Origin of the sequence: Paenarthrobacter sp. PPS72 (genome assembly GCF_048537125.1) — a bacterium.
Lineage (GTDB): Bacteria > Actinomycetota > Actinomycetes > Actinomycetales > Micrococcaceae > Arthrobacter > Arthrobacter nitroguajacolicus_E.
This window is the reverse complement of sequence record NZ_JBLYIE010000048.1, coordinates 1-19,739: the sequence shown is the minus strand read 5'-3', so window position 1 is coordinate 19,739 and position 19,739 is coordinate 1. Positions and strand designations below refer to the sequence as shown.

Sequence of the window (19,739 nt, the reverse complement as noted above, 5' to 3'; positions counted from 1 at the left end):
CTTTAACGCCGATAACGGAGATTATGTAAAGTTGAATCCGGCGAATCGCATCTGGTGCGAATTCGACGGACTTTGATACCACTGCCCCGCCGAGAACCTGCGACCCCCGGGATTCCTTATGTTTTCGGCTCTTAGAGGGTCGACGGCAACACGTTACCGGAGCTAGATCAGCGTGACGTGGCGGATTGCGCGAACAAAAAATCCGCGCCGTTACAGGCCGTTTTGCCATGGACTCGCATAATATGCGAAAGTGTCGCGTGTTATGCGAGGACAAAATGTGACCAGACAGCCGAGGCCGGCGGGAACGGCCGGGCAGCAGATCGCCCGGGATGTGGCACTTTTTAACCCTGCCGAGCAGGTGTTCCAAGCGATGCTGGACGGGTGGCGCAATCAGCAGTTGAGCCGGAACCTTGCCTTCACGACGATCGCCCGGCGCGAGCAGGTCATCCAGCGTTTCCGCTCGTTTACCGGTGAGGATCCGTGGTCCTGGACCGTGGGCGATGTCGATGAGTTCTTCATGGAGCTGCGTGCCGTCCGCTCCGCGAGCCATTCGACGCTGCTGGCGTACCAGAACGCGCTTCGCCTGTTCCTGGGCTATCTGACCGATCCGGCCTACGGCTGGGAGCAGGAATGCATGGAGCGGTTCGGCACCCACCCGGTTCAGGTCTGCCACGAGTGGAACACCGCCGCACATGTCCAGGAAGCCTCCGCCCGCCCGCGCAAACGCCCGCTGACCCGGGACGAGCTCCAGGACCTGTTCGACTACGCCGATGACCGGGTCGATCACGCCCTCAAGCAGGGGCGCAAGGGCTGGATCTCGGCGTTCCGCATCGCGACGGCGATCAAGGTCGCCTACGCCTGGGGCCTGCGACGCAACGAGGTCCGCATGCTCGAACTGACCGACTTCGGGACCAACCCGCACGCGCCCGAGTTCGGCGGATACGGCGTTCTTTACGTCCGGCACGGCAAGGCGATGCGCGGCTCACCTCCCAAACGCCGCAGCGTCCTGACGGTCCCCCACACCGGCTGGGCCGTGGACTGCCTGAGGCAATGGATCGAGGAGGTCCGGCCACCCGGAACTGGTAAGGAACAGGCGTCCCTGTGGCCCACCGAGCGCAGCGGCCGGGTCAGCGCCGACTCACTGACCCGGGAATTCACTCTGCTACGCACCGGACTCGGGCTCGCGGACGGCATCGATTTCCACTCCCTGCGCCGCTCCTACGTCACCCACCTGATCGAGGACGGCTACGACGCCCTGTTCGTCCAGCAACAGGTCGGACACGAACACTCCTCCACCACCGCCCTCTACACCGGCGTCTCCTCCGATTACCGCACCCGCACCCTGCCGGCGGCCATGACCAAGATGGCCGCAGAAGCCACCGGCACCGACCAGAGGAACACGCCATGAAAAAGCACATCGAATACTCCTGGCGGCTGCGCGAAATCATGGCCGCACGCGGACTGTTCAACATCTCCGACCTCATCCCCCTGCTCGTCGAACGCGGCATCGAACTCTCCCCCTCGCAGATCTACCGGCTCGTGGGACAAAAACCGGAACGCATGTCCGTGACCCTGCTCGGCGCCCTCTGCGATGCCCTCAACTGCACGGTCGAGGATTTGTGCCAGTTCCACACCGTCGCCACAGCCCAGCGCAAGAACGCCGTGAACGCTCCCGCATCGAACGGCCCGAAAGTCGTTGACCTGAACACGACGATCCGGCCCAAACGCGCCCGCGTCCGCCCCGCAGAATAATGCTTACTGCAGAAGAGAAGCTCTGCGTCCGCTGCCGGAAACCGGCCGCCAGGCTCGGGGCGAAATGGCCCGAGGGCCGGGTCTGCCGACTCTGTTACCAGCGCGCTGCCCGGACTCATGGGACCTGCCCGGGCTGCGGCACCGATCGGCTGCTGCCGGGCCTGGACGGAACGGGCTCCCCGGTCTGTGTCGACTGCGCCGGCATCCCGGCCGACTTCCACTGCACCCAATGTTCAGCCGAGGAAGAACCCTACCGGGCCCGGCGCTGCGCCCGCTGCTGCCTGCGCGACCACCTTTCGAAACTCCTCGACGATGGCACCGGCACAGTGTCTGAACCCCTCAAGCCCCTGCACGAGGGAATCAGCGCCCAGCCCCATCCCCGCAGCGCGCTGACTTGGCTGCGCAACCCGGACGTCCGCGATCTGCTGTCCGCCATCGCCACCGGCGCCCGGCCATTGGCCCACACCACCTTCGATGACCACCGGTCTCCGCGCACCGCCATGCACCTGCGGGAACTCTTCATCGGGCACGGACTGCTGGATCCGATCGACCGGAACCTGCTGCACTTCGAGGCCTGGCTGGACCGGGTCCTGGCCGAGCTCACGGACCCGGACCACCGCCACCTCATCAAACAGTTCGCCACCTGGCACCACCTGCGCCGGATGCGTCATCTCGCCGCCGCCGGAGAACTGCACTGGGGCACCGCCCGCGCAGCCAAACAGGATATCTCCGTAGCCAGGGACTTCCTCCGGCATCTCTCAGAACGAGGGAAACTGCCCTCCCAATGCCGGCAGGCGGACATCGACCACTGGCTCGCGACAGGACCGACAACGCGAAGCACCGCCAGAACCTTCGTGCGCTGGGCCGTCCGGAACCAGCATCTTCCCCACGTCGAATTCCCCTACCGAAAAGCTGAAACCCGGCCCGTCCTGGACCAGAACGAACGACTCCGGCTGCTCCGCGAAACACTCAACAACCACCACATCCCGCTCCACCATCGGGCCGCAGCAGTCCTGCTGCTTCTCTACGCCCAGCCGCTGACACGCATTGCCAGCATGCGATGCGAGCAAATCACCCGCACCGACGACGGCGAAACCGTCATCGTCTTCGATGACCAGCCGGTCCCTGTCCCTCACCCCTTCGACGAAATCCTTCAAGAGCACCTCGCCGACCGGCCGAACATGAACACGGCCGCCAACCGCGCCTCGGCGTGGCTCTTTCCCGGATACCGGCCCGGCCAGCATCTTCATCCCGGTCATCTCATGAAGAAGTTGCGCGAAAACGGCATCCACCTCCTGGGCGCCAGGAACGCCACGCTTCGCGCGCTCGTCCTGACGATGCCTCCTCCGGTTGCAGCCCAGGCTCTTGGCTACAGCACTCAAATCACCGAACAGCACGCCAAGCAAGCTGGCAACACCTGGGCAACCTACGCCTCATACCGGCGATAACACAGCGGATACCGCGGGCCCCGCCAGTGGCCCCGCCACACACTGGGGCTGGCAAGATAGTGCTGTGACGATACGAGATCCAGATTCCGGTCCGATGTTGCTGCGGATGAAAGTCTCAATCGTGGGCAGCGACCCGGCCATCTGGCGATTCCTCGAGATCGACCCTTCCCTGACCATGGACAAAGTCCACGAGGTCCTGCAAACGGCCGTGGGCTGGCGGGATTCACACCTGCATTCCTTCACGGACACCGATCCCTATGTTCGTCTGCGCGCCGTCAACGGGATCGTGCGCGAACCACGTCGCTGGGTCCCCTTGGACCTGATGGAAGACTCTGACGAGGACCTCCCGGAGACGGCCTGGACCCTGGGCCATATCCTCACCCCCGAATCCGGTCCCCTATTCTATGAATATGACTTCGGAGACGCCTGGATCCACCGCCTCGAACTCACGGGGAGCGTCCCCGCCCCGGCCAACACCACACCGGCGCGGCTCCTGGACGGCGCACGGCGGGCGCCGCTGGAAGATTCCGGCGGCATCGGTGGCTACCACGACCTCCTCGACGCCCTCGCAGACCCCGGCCACGAAAAGCACAAAGAACTGAAGGCATGGGTCGCCTGGACAGCCGGCCCATGGCAAGAATTCGACCCGGAACAGCTGGACATCAATGCCGTGAACAACGAGCTCGCCCTGCTGTTCCCTTCTCCCTCTGCCAACGAACGCGGCCCGGGAAGCGAGTCACTGACCCAGGAACTGACCGACCGGATGCCGCCCGGGATACGGCGCGAATTCCGTTCATACCTTCACGCCGCCGGCCTCGACGGCCCCGCAACGGTCGAAGCAGACGTCGCTGAGGCGATGACCGCCCCCTATCTCTGGCTCACCCGGCGCGTCGGGCTTGACGGTCTATCCCTCACCGCTGCCGGCTGGCTGCCACCGGCCGTGGCCCGCGAGGCAATGACAGAGCTCGGCTGGGCCAAGGACTGGATCGGCAAAACCAACCGCGAGGACCAGACCCTGCCCGTCCTCCAGCTGCGCGAAAGCGCTCAACGACTCGGCCTGATCCGCAAAATCAAAGGCAGGCTCGTCCTCACATCCGCCGCCAAGCGGTTGCTCGATAATCCCGCAGGCCTTTGGCTTTTCCTGGCCCGAGCCATTGCCCACCGGCACCGTCATGACTCCGAGCGCGACGCGACGCTGTTACTCCTGCTCGAAGTCGCGGCAGGGAAACGAAGCGGTTGGGCCGACTACCTTCAAGCCGTCGCCTTCGGCCTCGAAGCACTCGGCTGGCGCAGCCACACCGGAGCCGACCTGGAACCGAACACCGTCCAAGCACTCCTCGTCGACGCCCACGAGGTCCTGCTGAACCTCGGCATCTTCGACGACCGTTTCGGGCTCAAAGCCAACACTGTCAAAGCTCCAGGGCAAGCCCTCGCCCGCGCGGCACTTCATTCATAACCAACTCACAACCAGCAAATCACCGACCCCGCGGCGACCCACGTCCTCGGAGGCTAAGTCTTGCAATCGAAGCAGCAGTATTGGCAGGTTCCGAATACGCAGGCTCACCAGCAAAGCTGCCTTACCGATTCCTACTAGCAACCCTCGGCACCGCTGCGACGTCATCTACTCCATGCTCCGATACGGCACCTTCTATGAAGAAAACCCCGCCCACGCCGCTTGACCAAAAGCATAGGGACACCCCCCGCTTGCTCCGGCGAGGCGGGAACGCATACGGCTGGCGCTGTTACAACGACAGGATCGGTTCGAGCAGCATCCGCTCCAATGACATGAACTGGGGATGCCGGATCATGTACGGCAATGGCCTACGCAGTGGTACTCGACTGGCGGAACCCGTACTCCTGGGTCTGTCGACGCTAGTAAGGATGCAGCAGGGGGTGGGCCCCGAAGCCCACCCCCTGCTTTGCGTTATTAGCACAAGCACGCGGCGGGCACCCGCCATGACGAAGCCCTCGCTTCTGGACAACTGAGGGTCCCGCGTCATGGTGCCGGAACTTTCACGCCCACTGCCTCGCTGACCGCCCCTGATGTCGGGAGCCTCCGACTCGTACTTCATAGCCTTCCGCCCCCCGAGATCCACGGCGAGGAAAAGTCCGCCACCACGGTCTTCCCAGTTCCACTTCCACCTCGTCCGGTCCCAAGTTCTTGAGCAAATCTTGATCTGAACGTTGACGACTCTTGAGAAAGAGTTGCCAGCATGAATGAGGAAACTACAAAAATGTAACACAACATGTTGTGGTCGCTATGAGCATTTGCCGCTACATGTAGTATTAACACTGGTGATTCGCTAGTGAAGGACTTGCACCGTTTCCATTTCTCCTACCAAGGATCGGAGGGCCTCGTTTGGCTCACCTTATTCAGCAGTTCAAAGAGGCATTGAGCTCGATCGAGCCGGGCGACGACAAGGAAAATGCGCCAGAAGCTCATCAGCTCGTACGCCGAGCCCTTAATGCTGATTCCAAGCTGGCCGAGTACGGTATCGACCCCGTACTCATTGGTTCCTACAAACGAAGCGTGTCCATCAAGCGCGTCAAAGATGTCGACGTGTTTGTCCGCATGCAAAGCCTCCCGGGCGATGTGACCTCCAAGGACATCCTCGATCACTTCTTCAAGGTGCTTCACGCTGAATTTGGCGTGGATGCCCAGGGTCGACGTCGCACGGTGCGTCAGGACCGGAGCCTGAAGATTGCGTTTCCGGAGTACGACCTTGACGTGGACGCCGTGCCGGCACGACCGCACTGGGACGGGACGACGTGGGAAATTCCTCAGAAAGGCGAGGAAGACAAGTGGGTTCAAACCAACCCCGAAGGTTTGACTAGTCTGTCCACTGAAATGAATGCTGCCCACAATGGTTACTACGTCCCCACTGTCAAACTGCTGCGCCAAACCCGCCGGGCACTGCTTCGCCGTGGCGCAAAGCCTGGCGGATTCTTCATTGAGGTGGCAACCTATCAGGCCTTCAAATCCGGTCTGGTATCCGGGAATGACCACGCGGAGTACTACGTCTCCGCCCTGGAAGAGGTTGCCAAGATCATCAACAACTTCGTTGTCTACGGTATCGGCGTTACTGACCCAACGCTTCCGGGAAAAACCATCAGTATTCGTGCCGCCGAGGACGAACTTGAGACGGCGAGGCTGCGGTTCGCCGATGCCGCTACTTCAGCCCGCGCCGCCCTCGAGGAAGAGGACATGGGCAAGTCTGCCCTGGCATTCCAAAAGCTGTTCGGCAAGAACGGCAACGATGAGACTGTTTTCGAAATGCCTCCAGGGTTCAATGAAGACGGCAGCAAACGCGCAACCGCGATTTCGGCAGGAGCACGAACGGTTCCAGCAGGACAGAGGACCTTTGGGTGAGTCTGGACTCCTATGCCGATGCCGTAGCGCACGTTCGTCAGCAGTTTGAGGAAGGGCTCATCAGGGCCGGCTTCAAGGAGACAGAGCAAGGGTGGATAGGGCTGGCCGGGGGACCCACGAACCCAACTGAAGTCCTGGTTTCCTTTCCTAGGCGGTTTCCCTTCAAGCCGCCCAGGGTGGCCCCTCTCTTACCCGACGCCGTGCCATGGTCCTGGCACCGCGAACTGGACGGAGCCCTCTGTCTGGTCGCCGAGGATGATCACGACGGGCTCTGGTGGACTGAAGCAGCCGTGTTCCTCGAACACGTTGCGGAATGGCTTTCGCAAGCAGCAACTGGCTGGCCGGATGACCGCCCTGACCTGGATCTGGACCGGTACTTTCGCCCGTCAGAAAAGGACACCAGGCCCTACCTCCTTGAAGATCCTACGTTGTGGGATGAGGGTCCTATTCGATTCCGCCCTGCCAAGAACAACACCATGCGGGCAAGCCGGGGCGCGCTCCCGAAGAAGGGCGCGAAAGCCAGCAACGACCGCGCGGCATACGTAGCGGACGTCGGTGAAGTCGTCGTACCGCCGCGGACCTGGGCGGACATCAGCGCCTTGGTCCGGCCTGAAAACAAGCTCGATGCAAGGATCCTGCGCCATGAAGTCTCTGTGGTGCTGCTAAGGTACCGACGCGGCGAGCAAGACGGTGCCATTCTGCTGGAAGTTTGGCCCACGGTCAGCGGTGACATCGCGGCACGGCGCCTGAAATCTGCAGCGGATACCTCAGCGGCCCGAACCGCCCGCGCTGGTGTTCACCGAAGCGAACTCAGCAATAAGAGCGTGGCCATCATCGGGTTGGGCGCGCTCGGCTCCTTTATTGCAGACATGTTGGCGCGCGCAGGAATCGGCCGGCTAACGTTCATGGACGGAGACCTGGTCCTACCAGGAAATATCGTTCGACATCTCGTGGGACCGGATGCCGTCGGCTTAACGAAGGGTGAGGCCGTGAAACGTTACCTTGTCGGGCGGAACGAACTCACCCATGACGACATCCAGGTTGACGACAAGGATCTCACTACCCCCGCGCAAGCGGCGCGTCTCATCAGCAGCCACAGTCTGGTTGTGAACGCCACCGCCGACTTTTCAACAGCAGCTCTGCTGCACACTGTGGCCGAGTCCCTGGATGCACACATCCTCTCAACTTCACTCCACGATGACGGCACAGCTTATCGAGTCGACATTCTGCCCCCTATCGATGGGGCTTCTTCCGTCCCCCGACTTGAAACGGCATCTAATGAAAGCATCAAAGCCCCAATGCTGTTTGAGGCTGGATGCGGAAGCCCGGTCTCCCCTACCCCACCCCACTCCGTGATAGAAGCAGCAGCCTCAGCAGTACGACACAGCATCGGACTGCTCACCGAGCGCGTCCTTCACCCCGCTGGAGAAACACGTGACCTCATCCGTGTCCCGGAAAGGACCAACAATTGACCCGGGACCCAGTCCGCATCGAACTACGCCCTGAGGCACACGAGACGATCGCCGCAGAATCGGCAAAAAACCTGCCAACTGAGGCCGGCGGCATCCTTCTTGGCTACCACGAATCAGCTACCGTCGTCGTCACTCACGCATTGACAATAGCCAGCGCTCTCGCCACATCTAACCGCTATGTGCGTGATGACGTCAAAGCCAATGCCAGCCTTAAAGAATTCCTCAAGGATCGCGCCAAGGACGACCCCGTGGGATACGTCGGCGAGTGGCACAGCCACCCGGCCTCCGTCGGGCCGAGCCCTACTGATATCAATGCGCTACGCGCAATCGCGAAGACCAGCCCGGGTCCGGTCGCGATGATCGTCTGCTCCACATCTCACACAGCACCGTTCCATGGCGTCATTGCGCGGCGTCAACGATTTGGCCGTATTGGCAGTGGCCAGGTCCAAGTCGTCTCCCCTGAACCCAGGTTCCAGCCATTTGGTCCCCTTCCTGAAACTTCTGTTCGTGGCGACGGTCCGGTCTTTATCTCGTACCGACAATCGGACGGTACGGATCAGGCCGCACGACTGGAGCACTTACTGAGAGCGGCCGGCCTCGTCGTGTGGCGGGACTATCGTGATCTGCGGGCCGGCACAACCACAGACCGGCTCGAGCAAGCTCTGACCCAGGGCCTCTCAGCGGCAGTGCTCGTCGTAACCCCCGACATCGTCCATAGCGAGATCGTCAGGGAGCGTGAACTTCCACGGCTTCTCCAACTCGATGACAACCCTGCCTTCAGCCTCAGCATCGCGAATGCGGTGTCCCGGCGCGGTAATCCCTCCGCCTGTGACTACGACGCCCCCGATCGACTCCTTCGCCTGTCGCCTGCGCGCACCCTCGCCGACAAGAAGCAAAGCAACATGCTTGACGGAACCGGTGGACTCGAAATCGCCCGGGATTTGCTCATGCACCGGGTCGAGCAACGGAAGCCTACGCTCCGCGCAACCAACCGAGCTTTCGCCATTAGGATACAAAGCCGGCCAACATCATTTGCCATCGATGCGGATGACGATGACCTACACATCCGTCTCAGCGCTGGAGAAGGCCACCTTCCGTCACACGACGGACTGCGTCTCTTTCAAAAGACGCTCCCCCTCATCAGTGACGCCGTATATGCAGCTCGGCCATCTCATGTGCGGATCCTTGGCGGCGCCCATCTCTCCATTGCACTCGCGCTTGGAACAGCACTCCCTGAAACCAAATTCGGAAGGGTCGAAGCCATAGACACGGCCAACGTCCCCTGGGTCTCGGGAGCATGTCCAGACGACCCAGTTGAGAACGTCATCAGAGTGGAAGAGATCAACCTCTCAACGCGACAAACCGAGGATACGCGCGAGAAGGTCGCCGTCTTTGTAACTCTCACACCGGCAGCAGACCGCACAGCCTTCGACCGACTGCTCAACTCATCCGAGCAAGCGTTCTCCAAAGCAGCAATAGTGACCTCGACCACAACCCGGATTGATGCTCGCGAGGCCGGGCGGCTCAGCTCATCCATCGCCCAGCAGGTCAAAGAACTCGCCGCCTCCGACGGGCGCGCCGAGGTCCACCTAGCATTCCATGGCCCCTACCCCATGGCCGTGTTGATTGGACGCCTTTTAAACACCCTCCGAACAGTGGTCTACGAATGGGAAAACCACGCCGAAGAAGGACCTCGGTACCATCAGACGCTTATCCTTGACCCAGGGAGAACTGGCGGCCCAATAGCCGAAGTACTCCTCGACCATGACCATTCAGAAACGGACTAGGACCTGGCAACCCTCGATCCGGCCAGAAAGCGCACCATGGACCAACAAACTACCGAGAACCCCGGAAACGAGGACAGCTAGCCCGAGCACCTCGTTCAACCTGAGGGAGGCCTTTGCAGCCAAGCAAAAGCACATGCTCTCAGGCCTCGGGCTCACCAACCATCCAACGGCAAAAGGTGACGCCACCGAAGACCGCTGGATACACATGCTCAGTGACTTCCTCCCCCAGCGGTACGGGGTGGGCAGTGTTTTCGCGATCGATTCATTCGGTACACAAAGCCAGCAAATAGATGTAGACATCCACGACCGACAGTACTCACCCCTCTTCTTCAATCAAGGCGAACACTACGGCCGTGGACGGCTCCGATCGCTTTATGCTTCACGCACACATTGGATCCGCCTACTTGTTGAGCCTTTTCTACGACAGATAAGTTTATCTGTCGTAGAATGTATCCATGAAGCAAAGAAGCCAGCCCCTGGACCGGCTTCCACACCGCGCCGCCTTTACTGTCAAAGACGCTTCGCGTTACGGTGTGCCCAAGGCAAGCCTGTACCGGCTACGCGACTCGGGATTCATCGAGCAAATCGGCCCCGGCCTCTACATGGCCGCAGCCAATCTGGATACCGACCTCGACTTGATTGAGGCCGCTCACAAAGCGCCGCTGGCCACTCTATGCCTGAACAGTGCGCTGGCGCATTACGGACTGATCGACGAGATCCCCTCGTCCATTGATCTGGCCCTGCCCCGGGGAAAGACACCACCGCAGGTTTCGTCTCCGGTCACGTGGCACCTGTTCGACAAGGCCACGTTCGACCTGGGCCGGTCGATGATACCCATCGAAGGTGCCGAGAGCGCCGAGATCGGGATATACTCCCCCGAGCGTTCAATTGTTGACGCGTTTCGCCTGCGCGCCAGCACCGGTTACGAAACCGGCATTGAGGCTCTACGCAACTGGCTGAAGCGCCCGGATTCCCAACCGGCACGACTCGCCCAGCTCGCCTCTTTCCTCCCCCGATCCAGCGGACCACTCCGCCGCGCACTGGAAGTCCTCCTATGACAGCCTCCACAATCTATGCCCAACTGCAGGCCCTCGCGCGCACCCGGAACCGGCCGTTCGATGAAATTATTGTCCTGTACGCACTCGAGCGATTCCTCGCCCGCCTCGGCAGCACGCCCTACGCCGGAGACTTTTGCCTCAAGGGTGGGATTCTTCTCTCCGCTCACTCCCTGCGCCGGCCAACCCGTGACATCGATATGCAGGCACTGGACTTTGAGCTGGACAGCGTCCACGTTGCCGAAGTCATCGCGGCCGTCTCAGACGTCGGCGACGACGACGGCCTGTCCTTCGACACCGACGAACGGAAGATCGAACAGATTCGTGACGAAGACGAGTACACCGGCCTCAGAGTGAGCCTACCGGCAAGGCTGCACCGGGCGAAGGTGACGATCAAGCTGGACATAAGCACGGGGGATCCTATCTGGCCCGCTCCGGAAGCAATCGAACTTCCCTCCCTGCTCGGCGGTTCCGTGAAACTGCAAGGCCACCCGCTGGTGACCGTCATCGCGGAGAAAACCGTCACCATGCTGCAGCGCGGGACAACCAGCACCAGATGGCGTGATCTTCTCGATGTCGCCGCTCTGTCGGATCGCTTCCCGTTTGCTGCCGCAGAACTCAGGGAGGCGGCACAGCAGGTTGCCCGGCACCGCGGCGTCGAGCTGGGAGCGCTCCGCGATTTGCTGGCCGGCTACGGACAGGTCGGGCAAGCCAAGTGGGCCGCTTGGCGGACGAAACAGAAAGTGGAAGACCTGTGCGAGAAGGACCTGGACGACCAGGTCAAGCGCGTCCTGGTCTTCATTGACCCGGTTTTCGATGGCTCGGCCCTGGACCATCACCAGTGGAATCCTGACGAAGGTTCTTGGCCGTAGTCGGCGCGGGCAGCGCGACGGCAGGCAACACTCAGCTTTTGCTGCTGGTAGGCCAAGACCGTCCGGTCCCTCAGGTAGCCTTTGGCGGGAGGCTCCTTGGGTCTCCCGTGCCTGCCTATGCTTGGTCCTCGGTCCTGATGTGGTGCTTGCTTCTCGACGCGGCTGGTTTGATCGCGGCGGGCTTGTTCTTCGGCGCCATGCCCTGATCTGTTTCAGTGCTTTCTTGACCGCTTCCGGGTCCCGGGTTCCTGTCCTTGGCGGTTGACCCGGTTTTACGAACCTGCCGGGCGAGGGCGGCCAGCGTTCGGCGCGTTGCTGCTCGGGTTCAGCTCGGTTTGGTCACCGCGTTCTTGCTGCAGGTGGTCCTCGCTAGCCTAAATAGAGTCTGCTGCAACCGACCACCATGGATACTTCCAGCTGAGCGCAGCCATTGATGCATGAGGCTAGACTTCGCGGCCGTGGTCCTGCTGGTTTTGGCGTGCCTGCACTGCGGCGCGTTCGGCCTGCTGTTTGGCTGCTTCCTTTTGTTCGGCCGTTTGCTCGGTCTGGGGCTGCGGCTGCTGCAGCGCTGCGAGCCGTGCAGCGTTGCGCTCAGCGGTGATCTTCTCCAAACGACTGCGGAGTCGTGGTTTTTCCGTCTGGGCGGGGGTGATGGCAGTTGGATCCTGGGCGTTGGCTTCGCGGTCAGTGTCGGTTGCGCGTTGCGCGGGTGCTTCGGGGGCGTGAGTGTTCTTGCTGCACTCGACCGCACTCAAAGCATCCAGAGCCCGGTCGTGGTCGCTGGCGTGTTCGGATAGGGCGTGTGAGCGTTTGGAGACTGTCACTGCCTGGGCGTGGAGTTGTTGGCCGATCTCTTCGCTTCTGAACCGCTCTGGCACTGGTGTGGCTTCCGTTTCGGGAACGTTGTAGCGGGCACGGAACATTTCGATGCTGGCCGCGGTGTCGCGCCATTGCTGGGCGGCGTCGGGGCGTGCCGGGACGGGTCCGAGTTTCAGTGCCCATTCCGGTGGTGTGGCCGCCAGCAGGTGGCCGCGTTCGTCGAACCGTGCTGCGAGGACTTCGCGACGGGCTGCGAGTTCTTCCTTCCATGGCTGGGGCAGGTAAGGGCTCGTCGCCGCGCGTGCCGGGGCAAGCCATTCCGGCAACCGGTCCGGTGCCTGCACTGGTGCGACGGGGCGTGGTGTGAGGGTGCGGAGGCGTTCCTCAGCACGGGCGCGGGCAGCGATCCGTTCGTGGCCCCATGCGCGCTGGGCGTTGGCGCCGGCGGCGGGATTCTTGCCGTGAGCGGTGCGGGCGCCGCGTTCGGCGGTTTCGGCCGCGCGCTGGGATTCTTTGAGCTGCTGGTGGCGGATCCGGTGTTCGTCCTGGAGTGCGCGCAGCTGCTGGTGGGCGCGCCGGGCCTGCGCCGGGTCGTTGATGGACGAGGTTTCCCGTGCGGTGAACCGGGTGGTGAAGATCCGGCATTCCAGCTCGGCGTCGGTGAGCTTGCCGTGCCGGCGGTTGGTCCAGTGGTCAGCTGGTTTCGGGCCGTGGACTGCAGCTGCTTCACGGGCGGCCCGTGCACCGGCCTCGGCTTCTGCGCGGAGGGTGGTCAGCTGCTCATCGGTGAGTCCCTGCAGGGGTCGTTCCCCTGCCTGAGCGATCAGCTCGGGGGCTTTGTCCATGATCTTCTCCACCCGCCAGGCGAGCACGGCGGAGAGGTCATCGGCGCTCTGGAATTCGCGTTGGCCGGCGGCGGTGCGCAGCAACCCGGCAGTGTCCCAGCCGCCCTGCTCGGCCTTGGCCAGATGCGTCGCTACCGCTCCCCAGGACTCGGCGTTGATGAACTTCTCAGCGTCCGGTCCAAGGATCTCCCTTGCCATGGCGGCCATGCGCAGGGTGTTGGCTTCTTCGTTGACGTAGCGGTACTGATCGGCCAGGGTCAGGGGCGAGTTGATGCGTTCGTATTCGGTGGCCATGGCCTCGTGTGCGGAGGAATCCTGGCTGTGGTTCCCGGCGATAGCGGCCAGAACACTATCCCTGTCTTGGCCTTCCTCGACGGCGACGAACAGCACGTTCTCATCCCGGCCGCGCGTTGCCGCAACGTAGGCGTTCTCACGGGTGGTGGAGGCATCGAGGATCGGAATACCGGCATCTTTGGTCATGCCCTGGGCGCGGTGGGTGGTCAGGGCATAGCCCAGGTGGACATGCCCTGAGACGTACTCGGCGGGGAGACGGATTGTCCCGCCGTGCCCGAGGTGGCTCACTGACAGGGACCCGTCCTCGTGGGCTTGTTCGACGGTCCAGAGGTCGCCGTTCTTTACGACGTCGCGGCCGCGCTTGACCTTCATCTGGGAGTCGTTCAGGCGGGTCACTACGTGGTCCCCGGCCCAGGCGTGGGAGCCGTCGCGGAGCTGCACGGAGGTTCCGGTGCCGGCAACTTCTCCGGTTTCGATCCGGTAGGCCTGGGCGCGTTCGGAGAGTCGTTGGGAGCTTTCGTTGGTCGGTGCCATCATCACCGCGGCATCGCCCTGGTTCAGGCGGCTCTGCCACATCCCGAAGGCCAGGCCTTCGACGGCTTCGATACTTCCGGCTTGGACCCGTCCGTTGTCCTTGTACCAGGCGAAGGGGTCGGCTTCGTGTTCGGTGGGTGTGCGCAGGAGCAGGGATGCTTCTGCTTCTTCGGGGCTGTGGAACCGGTGAATGGTCTCCAGTTCCGTTGCGCCGACTTCGTTGATCAGCAACCGCAGCGCTCCACGTGCTTGGACGGCGGAGAGCTGCCGGTCATCACCGATGAGGCGGACGAGTCCGCCGCCGGCTTCCACGGCCCGGACGACGTCGGCGAGTTTTCCGGTGCCCTGCATACCGGCTTCATCGACGATCACGAGGGTGCCGGGTGTGACCTTGAAAGCCTCGTTTGGGCTGAGCAGGAACTTGTCCGTCGTCGCCGCGGTGATGCCAAGTTGTTCGCCCAGGTTCGCTGCCGCCACGGCGGAAGGGGCCAGGCCGATGACCCTGCCGCCGGCGTGGGTGATCGCGGCCCGGACCAAGCCCATGGAGCTCGATTTGCCGGTACCGGCTGCTCCGATGCCGACACTGAGGAGTTTCGATGACGTGGCGAACTGGCGTGCCAGTTCGATCTGTCCTGCGTCCAGGGGGTGGGACTTCTCCCCGGTGGCAACGGCGAGGTTGTAGGCGTCCACGGCGGCGTCGAAGTCCTGCATGGATGCTGCCGGGATGACGTCCTTCTTACCGGCGCGCAGCAGCAGGTTTTCGTCTTCGAGGATCTTCGTGGAGGTGTACCGGGTATCGGTGCGGTGGTTGAAGTCGGCGGTTCCGGCGTTCCTGGTGAGTGCTTCGAACCGGCCGTGAACCTGGTCCGGGGTGATCCGGACGGAGGCGGTACTGAGGCTGTAGGAGACCACCTGTTCCACGGTGCCGGCCGGGACGGGGCCGTGTTCGACGGCGTATTCGCGTGCCCAGCGGTTGGCTTCGGCCATGACGTTCTGCGCCGTCCAGGTGGAGCGTTTGTCCGAAACGGCGGCGACAATCTGACGCGCTGTGGCGTCAATATCAATGTCGGCAGCGACGGGGCGGAGTGTCCGGGCACGGGTATCGGTGATGCGTTTGAGGTCCTTGTCCGTGAACAGGGTTGCGGCTTCCTGTCGCCATGCTTTGGCCTGTTCGGCGAGGGTCTTGGGTTTCTCTTTGTCGGGTCGAGTGTCCAGTGTTGCTGCCTGCGCGAGCTTGATTAGCGCGGCTTGATCCGGGCTGTGGCCGTGCTGTTCTTCGTACGCGTGGCGTAGTTCGGTCAGGCTCGAACGGATGCCTGCGCTGCGCTTGGAGAAGAGCGCGTTCAGTTCCCGCGGAATGGAGGCGACTTCCATGACGGGCTGCTTGGAGCCGTTGACGGTGCGGGCTTCGAACTCCACGCCGTGTTCTTCAAGGTAGGCCTGGATCCGGGTGTTGTAGTGCTCCGAGACGGCCACGGCGGAGCGGTGCAGCAGCTTGCCGTCGATGGTCTTCCAGTTCCCTTGAAGGTCCTGGACCTTGTTGGAGACCACAAGGTGGGTGTGCAGGTTCGGATCCCCCAGACGGGAATCGTGGTGCCGGAATGCCGTGGCCGTCAGTCCGCCTTTGACGGAGGTCTGGGCGATGCCGTTAGTGCCCAGCCGGGTGGCCAGGGCGTGGGTTTCCAGATACTCCACGGACTGTTTGAGGGCGGTTTGGTGGGCTTCTTCGACAAGTCGACGGGTGTCAGTGTCGCCGAGCGCCCACAGCACGGAGATGCTTTTGACGGGGGTGAAGGTCAGGTCGTACCCGGCTACGGCGTTCTGCTGGGGTCGCAGCTGGGCGGTGATGTACTTGCACAGTTCTTCCTTTGAAGCGGGCGGGCGTCCGTGTCCTTCGCGGAACATGACAGCCCCTGCGGTGGCCCGTATGCGGTGCCGTTCTGCTGCGGTGGGTTTGCGGCCCTGCATGCGTTCAAAGTCGCTCTCACGAACATTGATGGCCTGTGCAAGGGTGTTGTCCTTGGGGCCATAGTCGTAGTAGCGGCGTCCCAGTTTGGCCTCCGCCTGGGCAGCTTTCTCGGCCGCTTTGGCGGGCAGCCCTTCAGCCAGTCTTGCGGCGAGGATGGCTTCGTAGTCCGGGTGCCGGCCCTGCCCGAAAAGGTTGGCCATTTGGGCTTCGGTGACGTTCCCGGAGACGCCGAGTGCTTCGGCTCCGCGTCCGAGCCACTGGCCCGGTGGAAGGCCCTGGACGGTGTAGTAGTCGCCCAATTGTCGGTCGCCTGCGCGCAGTTCATCACCGCTGGCGGTCTCCTGCGTGTAGTACAGGTAGCCGGTGCCAGCACTGAGAACGTGCAGCGACATCATGACCCGATTCTAGCGGAATCGGCCTCATTTATTCGAAATGCAAGAGGTGTGACTGAATTTGGCGTTTTGAGCTTGATGCGAGCTGGCGAGTATCGGTTCGAAAAACGTCGGATTCAAGTCCATCATTCTGATGCGAGTATCCACATGAAAAGCGGCAGCTTTGATTGTTGATACTCGCTGGCAGGGTTTATGCACAGCTCGACGAACAACCGTGGTTCCGTGCCTGGCCAGGGAAAGCTGAGTTTAGTCCCTGCCAGCGAGCACCGACCTTCCGGAACGCCCCCGACGGCGCCTCCGGTTGAACACGCGTGGGCTTCTAACCGTTAGGTTTCGGGGCGCCCAGGGGCGTTCTGCAAGAATGGGGATGGAGACAGAAAACTGACCACACCACAGGGGGCCGTGATGGCTGGCAAGACACGCAACACGATGATCGTTCAGGCGCGCCGGAAGACCGAGGAGTTGGCCGCTAAACGGCGCGAACGTGAAGCGACGCTTCACTCTTTGGCTACCGACTACCACGCCGCCACGATGATGGCCGAAGCAGGAGTCGAGGAAGCCGAACGGCAGGCAGCCGAGCTGATCGCCACGGCGAAGAAGAACGCGGCCGCGGCCATGGATGATGCGAAGGAAACCGTTCGGAAGATGCTCGCCACCGGTGAGACCCGGCAGGGCATCGCCGAGCTTCTGGACGTCAGCGTGTCCTACGTCCGCAGCATCGACGTGGCCACACCGAAGAAGGCCAAGGCCGGCACCGGTGCTGCGGCTGCCGATGCGCAGGATTCAGAAGAGAGTGGGAGCATCGGGGTCGTGGCCGGACATGAGGGGTCGGATCACTGATTCATCCCATCCGTGCTCTTTGAGCGCATCACGGAGCTGCCGCGACTGAGCGGTGAAGTTAGCGCGACCGACGCCACGCCAACGCCACGAATGGGCATTGGCGTGGCGTCTCTTTTGTGCCCGGTCAATCAGGTTCTCCGCTTGCGTGCCAGGGAACAAGTGACTGTCGGGCCCACCCGTCGCGCGGACGCAGATCGGAATGTCACAGGAGTGCATGAGCTTCGTGTCAGGATCCAAGTGCTCTCCGGTCAGCAGCAAGTGCGCGAAGCGCTGGGGCCGGACAGCCTGTTGACCCGTAGCGGTCTTAATCCAGTACCTGCCATAGCCGTCATCACCGACCGCGCCGGTCCAGAGCCAACAGTCATTCTCCCGCGGTCCTTTGATGGCCTTGGACCAGAACCGGGCCGCGTCCCGCGTCATGGACACGGCTCGTTCACCAGCGACGCCAGCGGCGTTCCAGCCGGTTCACGGCGAAGAAGAAAGCGACCATGAACAGCGCCGGTGGCACTGCCTGGAGCAGGCTCTGACCGAGCCAGACCACAACGGCGGTGATCAAGGCAATGACGCCGGCCGCCTTGCACAGGAAGATCAAGATCCCTTGGCCGGCGGCCACCGGGTGGGTGAGTGCGTAGACGATCCAGCCGCCCAGGGCGACGGCGGCGAACGCTGCGAAGAAGATCAGAACGACAGCCATGATGTTCACCTAACGATGGGCTGATGCGTGGACGGCGGCCTCAGCAGTTCCATCGACCCGCCTTGCTCTCCTTGGCGTGATCGGCGGCCGCGGTGAAGTCCTCGCCATAGGCGAAGGGCTTGCCGTAGCCGGTTGCCTCGGCGTGACCTTGTTCAAGGATCGTGCGGTTGGCCAAGGTACCGTCGCTGGTCCAGACGTACGCCAGAAGTCGGTCGTACTTGTCCCGCACCCCTTGGGCGGGATCCGCCGAGAGAAACACCTGCTGCCCGTCCAGGAGCGAGTGCAGGAAAGTGGACGCTTCCGGTCCGCCGCATTCCACCGGTGCGTCTTCCTTGACGCTTTCCGGGGCATTGATGCCCACAAGCCTGACGCGGGTGCTGGTCCCGTTGCAGCTGATCCGGATCGTGTCCCCATCGACAACACTCTCCACGGTGTACGGGCCACTGGCCGTGACCTGAAGTGCCGGCGGCCGCGCCGCCGTACCGGTCGCACCACAGGGCACTTCCTGCAGTAGCGCCCGACTGCCTGCAGGGACGATCTGCGGTCCGCCTTGGGACGTGCAACCGGTCAGGGCAAGAACAGCCAAGACGCCTTGCAGGAGCCTGCCCCTGTGCCGGGTCGCGCTCATGGGTGGTCCTCCCTTGCTGCTGTTTCGGCGCGGGTCCGCCGTCCTGGACGGAGTTCGCCGGCTTCAACTCCCGGCCATTTCCGGCCGTCGTTGTACTTGCGCTGCAGCCGCCGCAGTTCCCGGCGTGCAGCTGCTTCAACGAAGTCCGAGATGGACACATACCCCTCGAGCTTCCCGACGGCTTGGACCGCTGCGCGGATCTGTTTGAGGTCCTCTTCAGTAAAGTAAGGACTCTTCTTCTCACTCGGCTTCATGAGGTCAGGAGCCCTGGATGTAGAGCATGAGGAACTGCAGGGAGAAACTGACAACTCCGATTGCCAGCAACCCCAGCGCCCGCTTCCTGTATCGGGGTTTGTCATCGCTGAACTGCTGCGTCCTCATGGCGACAAGAGCCTCGAGCGAATCCCGTCCGGTTTGGCGAGTCTTGACGTCAGCGAACGCGCGGTTCTTTTCTGCCCTGGGAGCCCGTCCGAGCTTCATCCGCTCTGCGGCTTCTTCGGCCCCTTGAACCGCGTCGATCTCCTTCTTCAACTGGTCTTTCAGTTGCTCCAGCTGAACCTTCTTGATCAAGAGAACAACGATGGTCACACCTGTTGCCCCGGTCGACAGAACTGCCACAACGGCCGCCACCCACGCTATAGACCCGGAGATGGGCTCGAGCGGGGAAAGCGAGGATCCAGGTGTCATTGTTCTTCACGTCTTTCTGATATCGGGATGTCTTGAAGTGCAGTCCGACTTTCGGGGTCAGAGTAGTAGACGGGCCCCGACAGCCAAGGTTTTAAAACGGTGGTTCGGAGTCGGGGCCGTTGCCCCAGGAACCGGCATTGGTCTGCTTGTTCGCTGCCCACGGGTCGTCCTGCTGGACTGGCTGCCCGTTGCTGGGCTGGTTCCCGAATCCGCCGCCGTTTCCTGCGCCTTGGTTGCTGTTGCGCTGGGTGCTGTTCACTTTCGCTGTCTCGAATCCCGTG

General features: G+C 62.5%; 16 protein-coding genes and 2 pseudogenes. 11 read left to right on the top strand and 7 right to left on the bottom strand.

The window, feature by feature from the left end; translation table 11 throughout:
* Positions 1-277: 277 nt before the first annotated feature.
* The 10 genes and pseudogenes from ACLRGI_RS17600 (at position 278) to ACLRGI_RS17555 (ending at position 11,756) form a co-directional block, all read left to right on the top strand.
* A complete protein-coding gene (locus ACLRGI_RS17600) occupies positions 278-1,408 on the top strand; it encodes a tyrosine-type recombinase/integrase (RefSeq protein WP_419202856.1) in 1,131 nt (376 codons plus the stop codon).
* Positions 1,405-1,752 (top strand): helix-turn-helix domain-containing protein, encoded by a 348-nt coding sequence (locus ACLRGI_RS17595; protein WP_419202855.1) that lies wholly within the window; start codon positions 1,405-1,407, stop codon positions 1,750-1,752. The genes ACLRGI_RS17600 and ACLRGI_RS17595 overlap by 4 nt, the downstream gene beginning before the upstream one ends.
* 326 nt (positions 1,753-2,078) lie before the next feature.
* Positions 2,079-3,200, top strand: coding sequence for a site-specific integrase (locus ACLRGI_RS17590; RefSeq protein ID WP_419202854.1), 1,122 nt, complete (start codon positions 2,079-2,081; stop codon positions 3,198-3,200).
* A gap of 106 nt (positions 3,201-3,306) precedes the next feature.
* A complete protein-coding gene (locus tag ACLRGI_RS17585; protein ID WP_419202853.1) occupies positions 3,307-4,656 on the top strand; it encodes a plasmid pRiA4b ORF-3 family protein in 1,350 nt (449 codons plus the stop codon).
* 903 nt (positions 4,657-5,559) lie between these two features.
* A complete protein-coding gene (locus ACLRGI_RS17580) occupies positions 5,560-6,570 on the top strand; it encodes an SMODS domain-containing nucleotidyltransferase (protein WP_419202852.1) in 1,011 nt (336 codons plus the stop codon).
* Positions 6,567-8,042 carry a ThiF family adenylyltransferase gene (locus ACLRGI_RS17575; protein ID WP_419202851.1) on the top strand — a complete coding sequence of 492 codons (1,476 nt, stop codon included), beginning with the start codon at positions 6,567-6,569 and terminating at the stop codon, positions 8,040-8,042. Before ACLRGI_RS17580 ends, ACLRGI_RS17575 begins: the two co-directional genes overlap by 4 nt.
* Positions 8,039-9,829, top strand: coding sequence for an SAVED domain-containing protein (locus tag ACLRGI_RS17570; protein ID WP_419202850.1), 1,791 nt, complete (start codon positions 8,039-8,041; stop codon positions 9,827-9,829). Before ACLRGI_RS17575 ends, ACLRGI_RS17570 begins: the two co-directional genes overlap by 4 nt.
* A pseudogene (locus ACLRGI_RS17565) lies at positions 9,807-10,160 on the top strand (DUF6602 domain-containing protein); the annotation flags it as partial. The gene ACLRGI_RS17570 and the pseudogene ACLRGI_RS17565, both read left to right, overlap by 23 nt.
* 124 nt (positions 10,161-10,284) lie before the next feature.
* Positions 10,285-10,887 carry a type IV toxin-antitoxin system AbiEi family antitoxin domain-containing protein gene (locus ACLRGI_RS17560; protein ID WP_419202849.1) on the top strand — a complete coding sequence of 201 codons (603 nt, stop codon included), beginning with the start codon at positions 10,285-10,287 and terminating at the stop codon, positions 10,885-10,887.
* Positions 10,884-11,756, top strand: coding sequence for a nucleotidyl transferase AbiEii/AbiGii toxin family protein (locus ACLRGI_RS17555; RefSeq protein ID WP_419202848.1), 873 nt, complete (start codon positions 10,884-10,886; stop codon positions 11,754-11,756). The genes ACLRGI_RS17560 and ACLRGI_RS17555 overlap by 4 nt, the downstream gene beginning before the upstream one ends.
* A 443-nt stretch (positions 11,757-12,199) precedes the next feature.
* On the opposite strand, the gene mobF is transcribed toward ACLRGI_RS17555, so the two are convergent.
* Positions 12,200-16,612, bottom strand: coding sequence for a MobF family relaxase (mobF, locus tag ACLRGI_RS17550; RefSeq protein WP_419202847.1), 4,413 nt, complete (start codon positions 16,610-16,612; stop codon positions 12,200-12,202).
* A 402-nt stretch (positions 16,613-17,014) separates the two neighbouring features.
* Here mobF and ACLRGI_RS17545 point away from each other — a divergent pair, with 402 nt between their 5' ends.
* The gene (locus ACLRGI_RS17545) at positions 17,015-17,449 is read left to right on the top strand and encodes a hypothetical protein (protein ID WP_419202846.1); all 435 of its coding nucleotides are present in this window, start codon (positions 17,015-17,017) and stop codon (positions 17,447-17,449) included.
* Here ACLRGI_RS17545 and ACLRGI_RS17540 read toward each other — a convergent pair.
* The 6 genes and pseudogenes from ACLRGI_RS17540 to ACLRGI_RS17515 form a co-directional block, all read right to left on the bottom strand.
* Positions 17,393-17,869, bottom strand: a complete 477-nt coding sequence (locus ACLRGI_RS17540) for a hypothetical protein (protein ID WP_419202845.1) — start codon at positions 17,867-17,869, stop codon at positions 17,393-17,395. The two genes, ACLRGI_RS17545 and ACLRGI_RS17540, sit on opposite strands and share 57 nt — an antisense overlap.
* A 13-nt stretch (positions 17,870-17,882) precedes the next feature.
* Positions 17,883-18,143, bottom strand: coding sequence for a chemotaxis protein (locus ACLRGI_RS17535; RefSeq protein ID WP_419202844.1), 261 nt, complete (start codon positions 18,141-18,143; stop codon positions 17,883-17,885).
* A gap of 40 nt (positions 18,144-18,183) precedes the next feature.
* Entirely contained in the window at positions 18,184-18,771 is a 588-nt protein-coding gene (locus ACLRGI_RS17530) for a thermonuclease family protein (protein WP_419202843.1), read from the bottom strand.
* Positions 18,768-19,025 (bottom strand): ParB family protein, encoded by a 258-nt coding sequence (locus ACLRGI_RS17525; protein WP_419202842.1) that lies wholly within the window; start codon positions 19,023-19,025, stop codon positions 18,768-18,770. Before ACLRGI_RS17525 ends, ACLRGI_RS17530 begins: the two co-directional genes overlap by 4 nt.
* Positions 19,026-19,029: 4 nt before the next feature.
* Complete coding sequence (locus tag ACLRGI_RS17520; RefSeq protein WP_419202841.1) at positions 19,030-19,359, bottom strand: hypothetical protein; 330 nt, start codon at positions 19,357-19,359, stop codon at positions 19,030-19,032.
* A 190-nt stretch (positions 19,360-19,549) separates the two neighbouring features.
* A pseudogene (locus ACLRGI_RS17515) lies at positions 19,550-19,739 on the bottom strand (single-stranded DNA-binding protein); the annotation flags it as partial.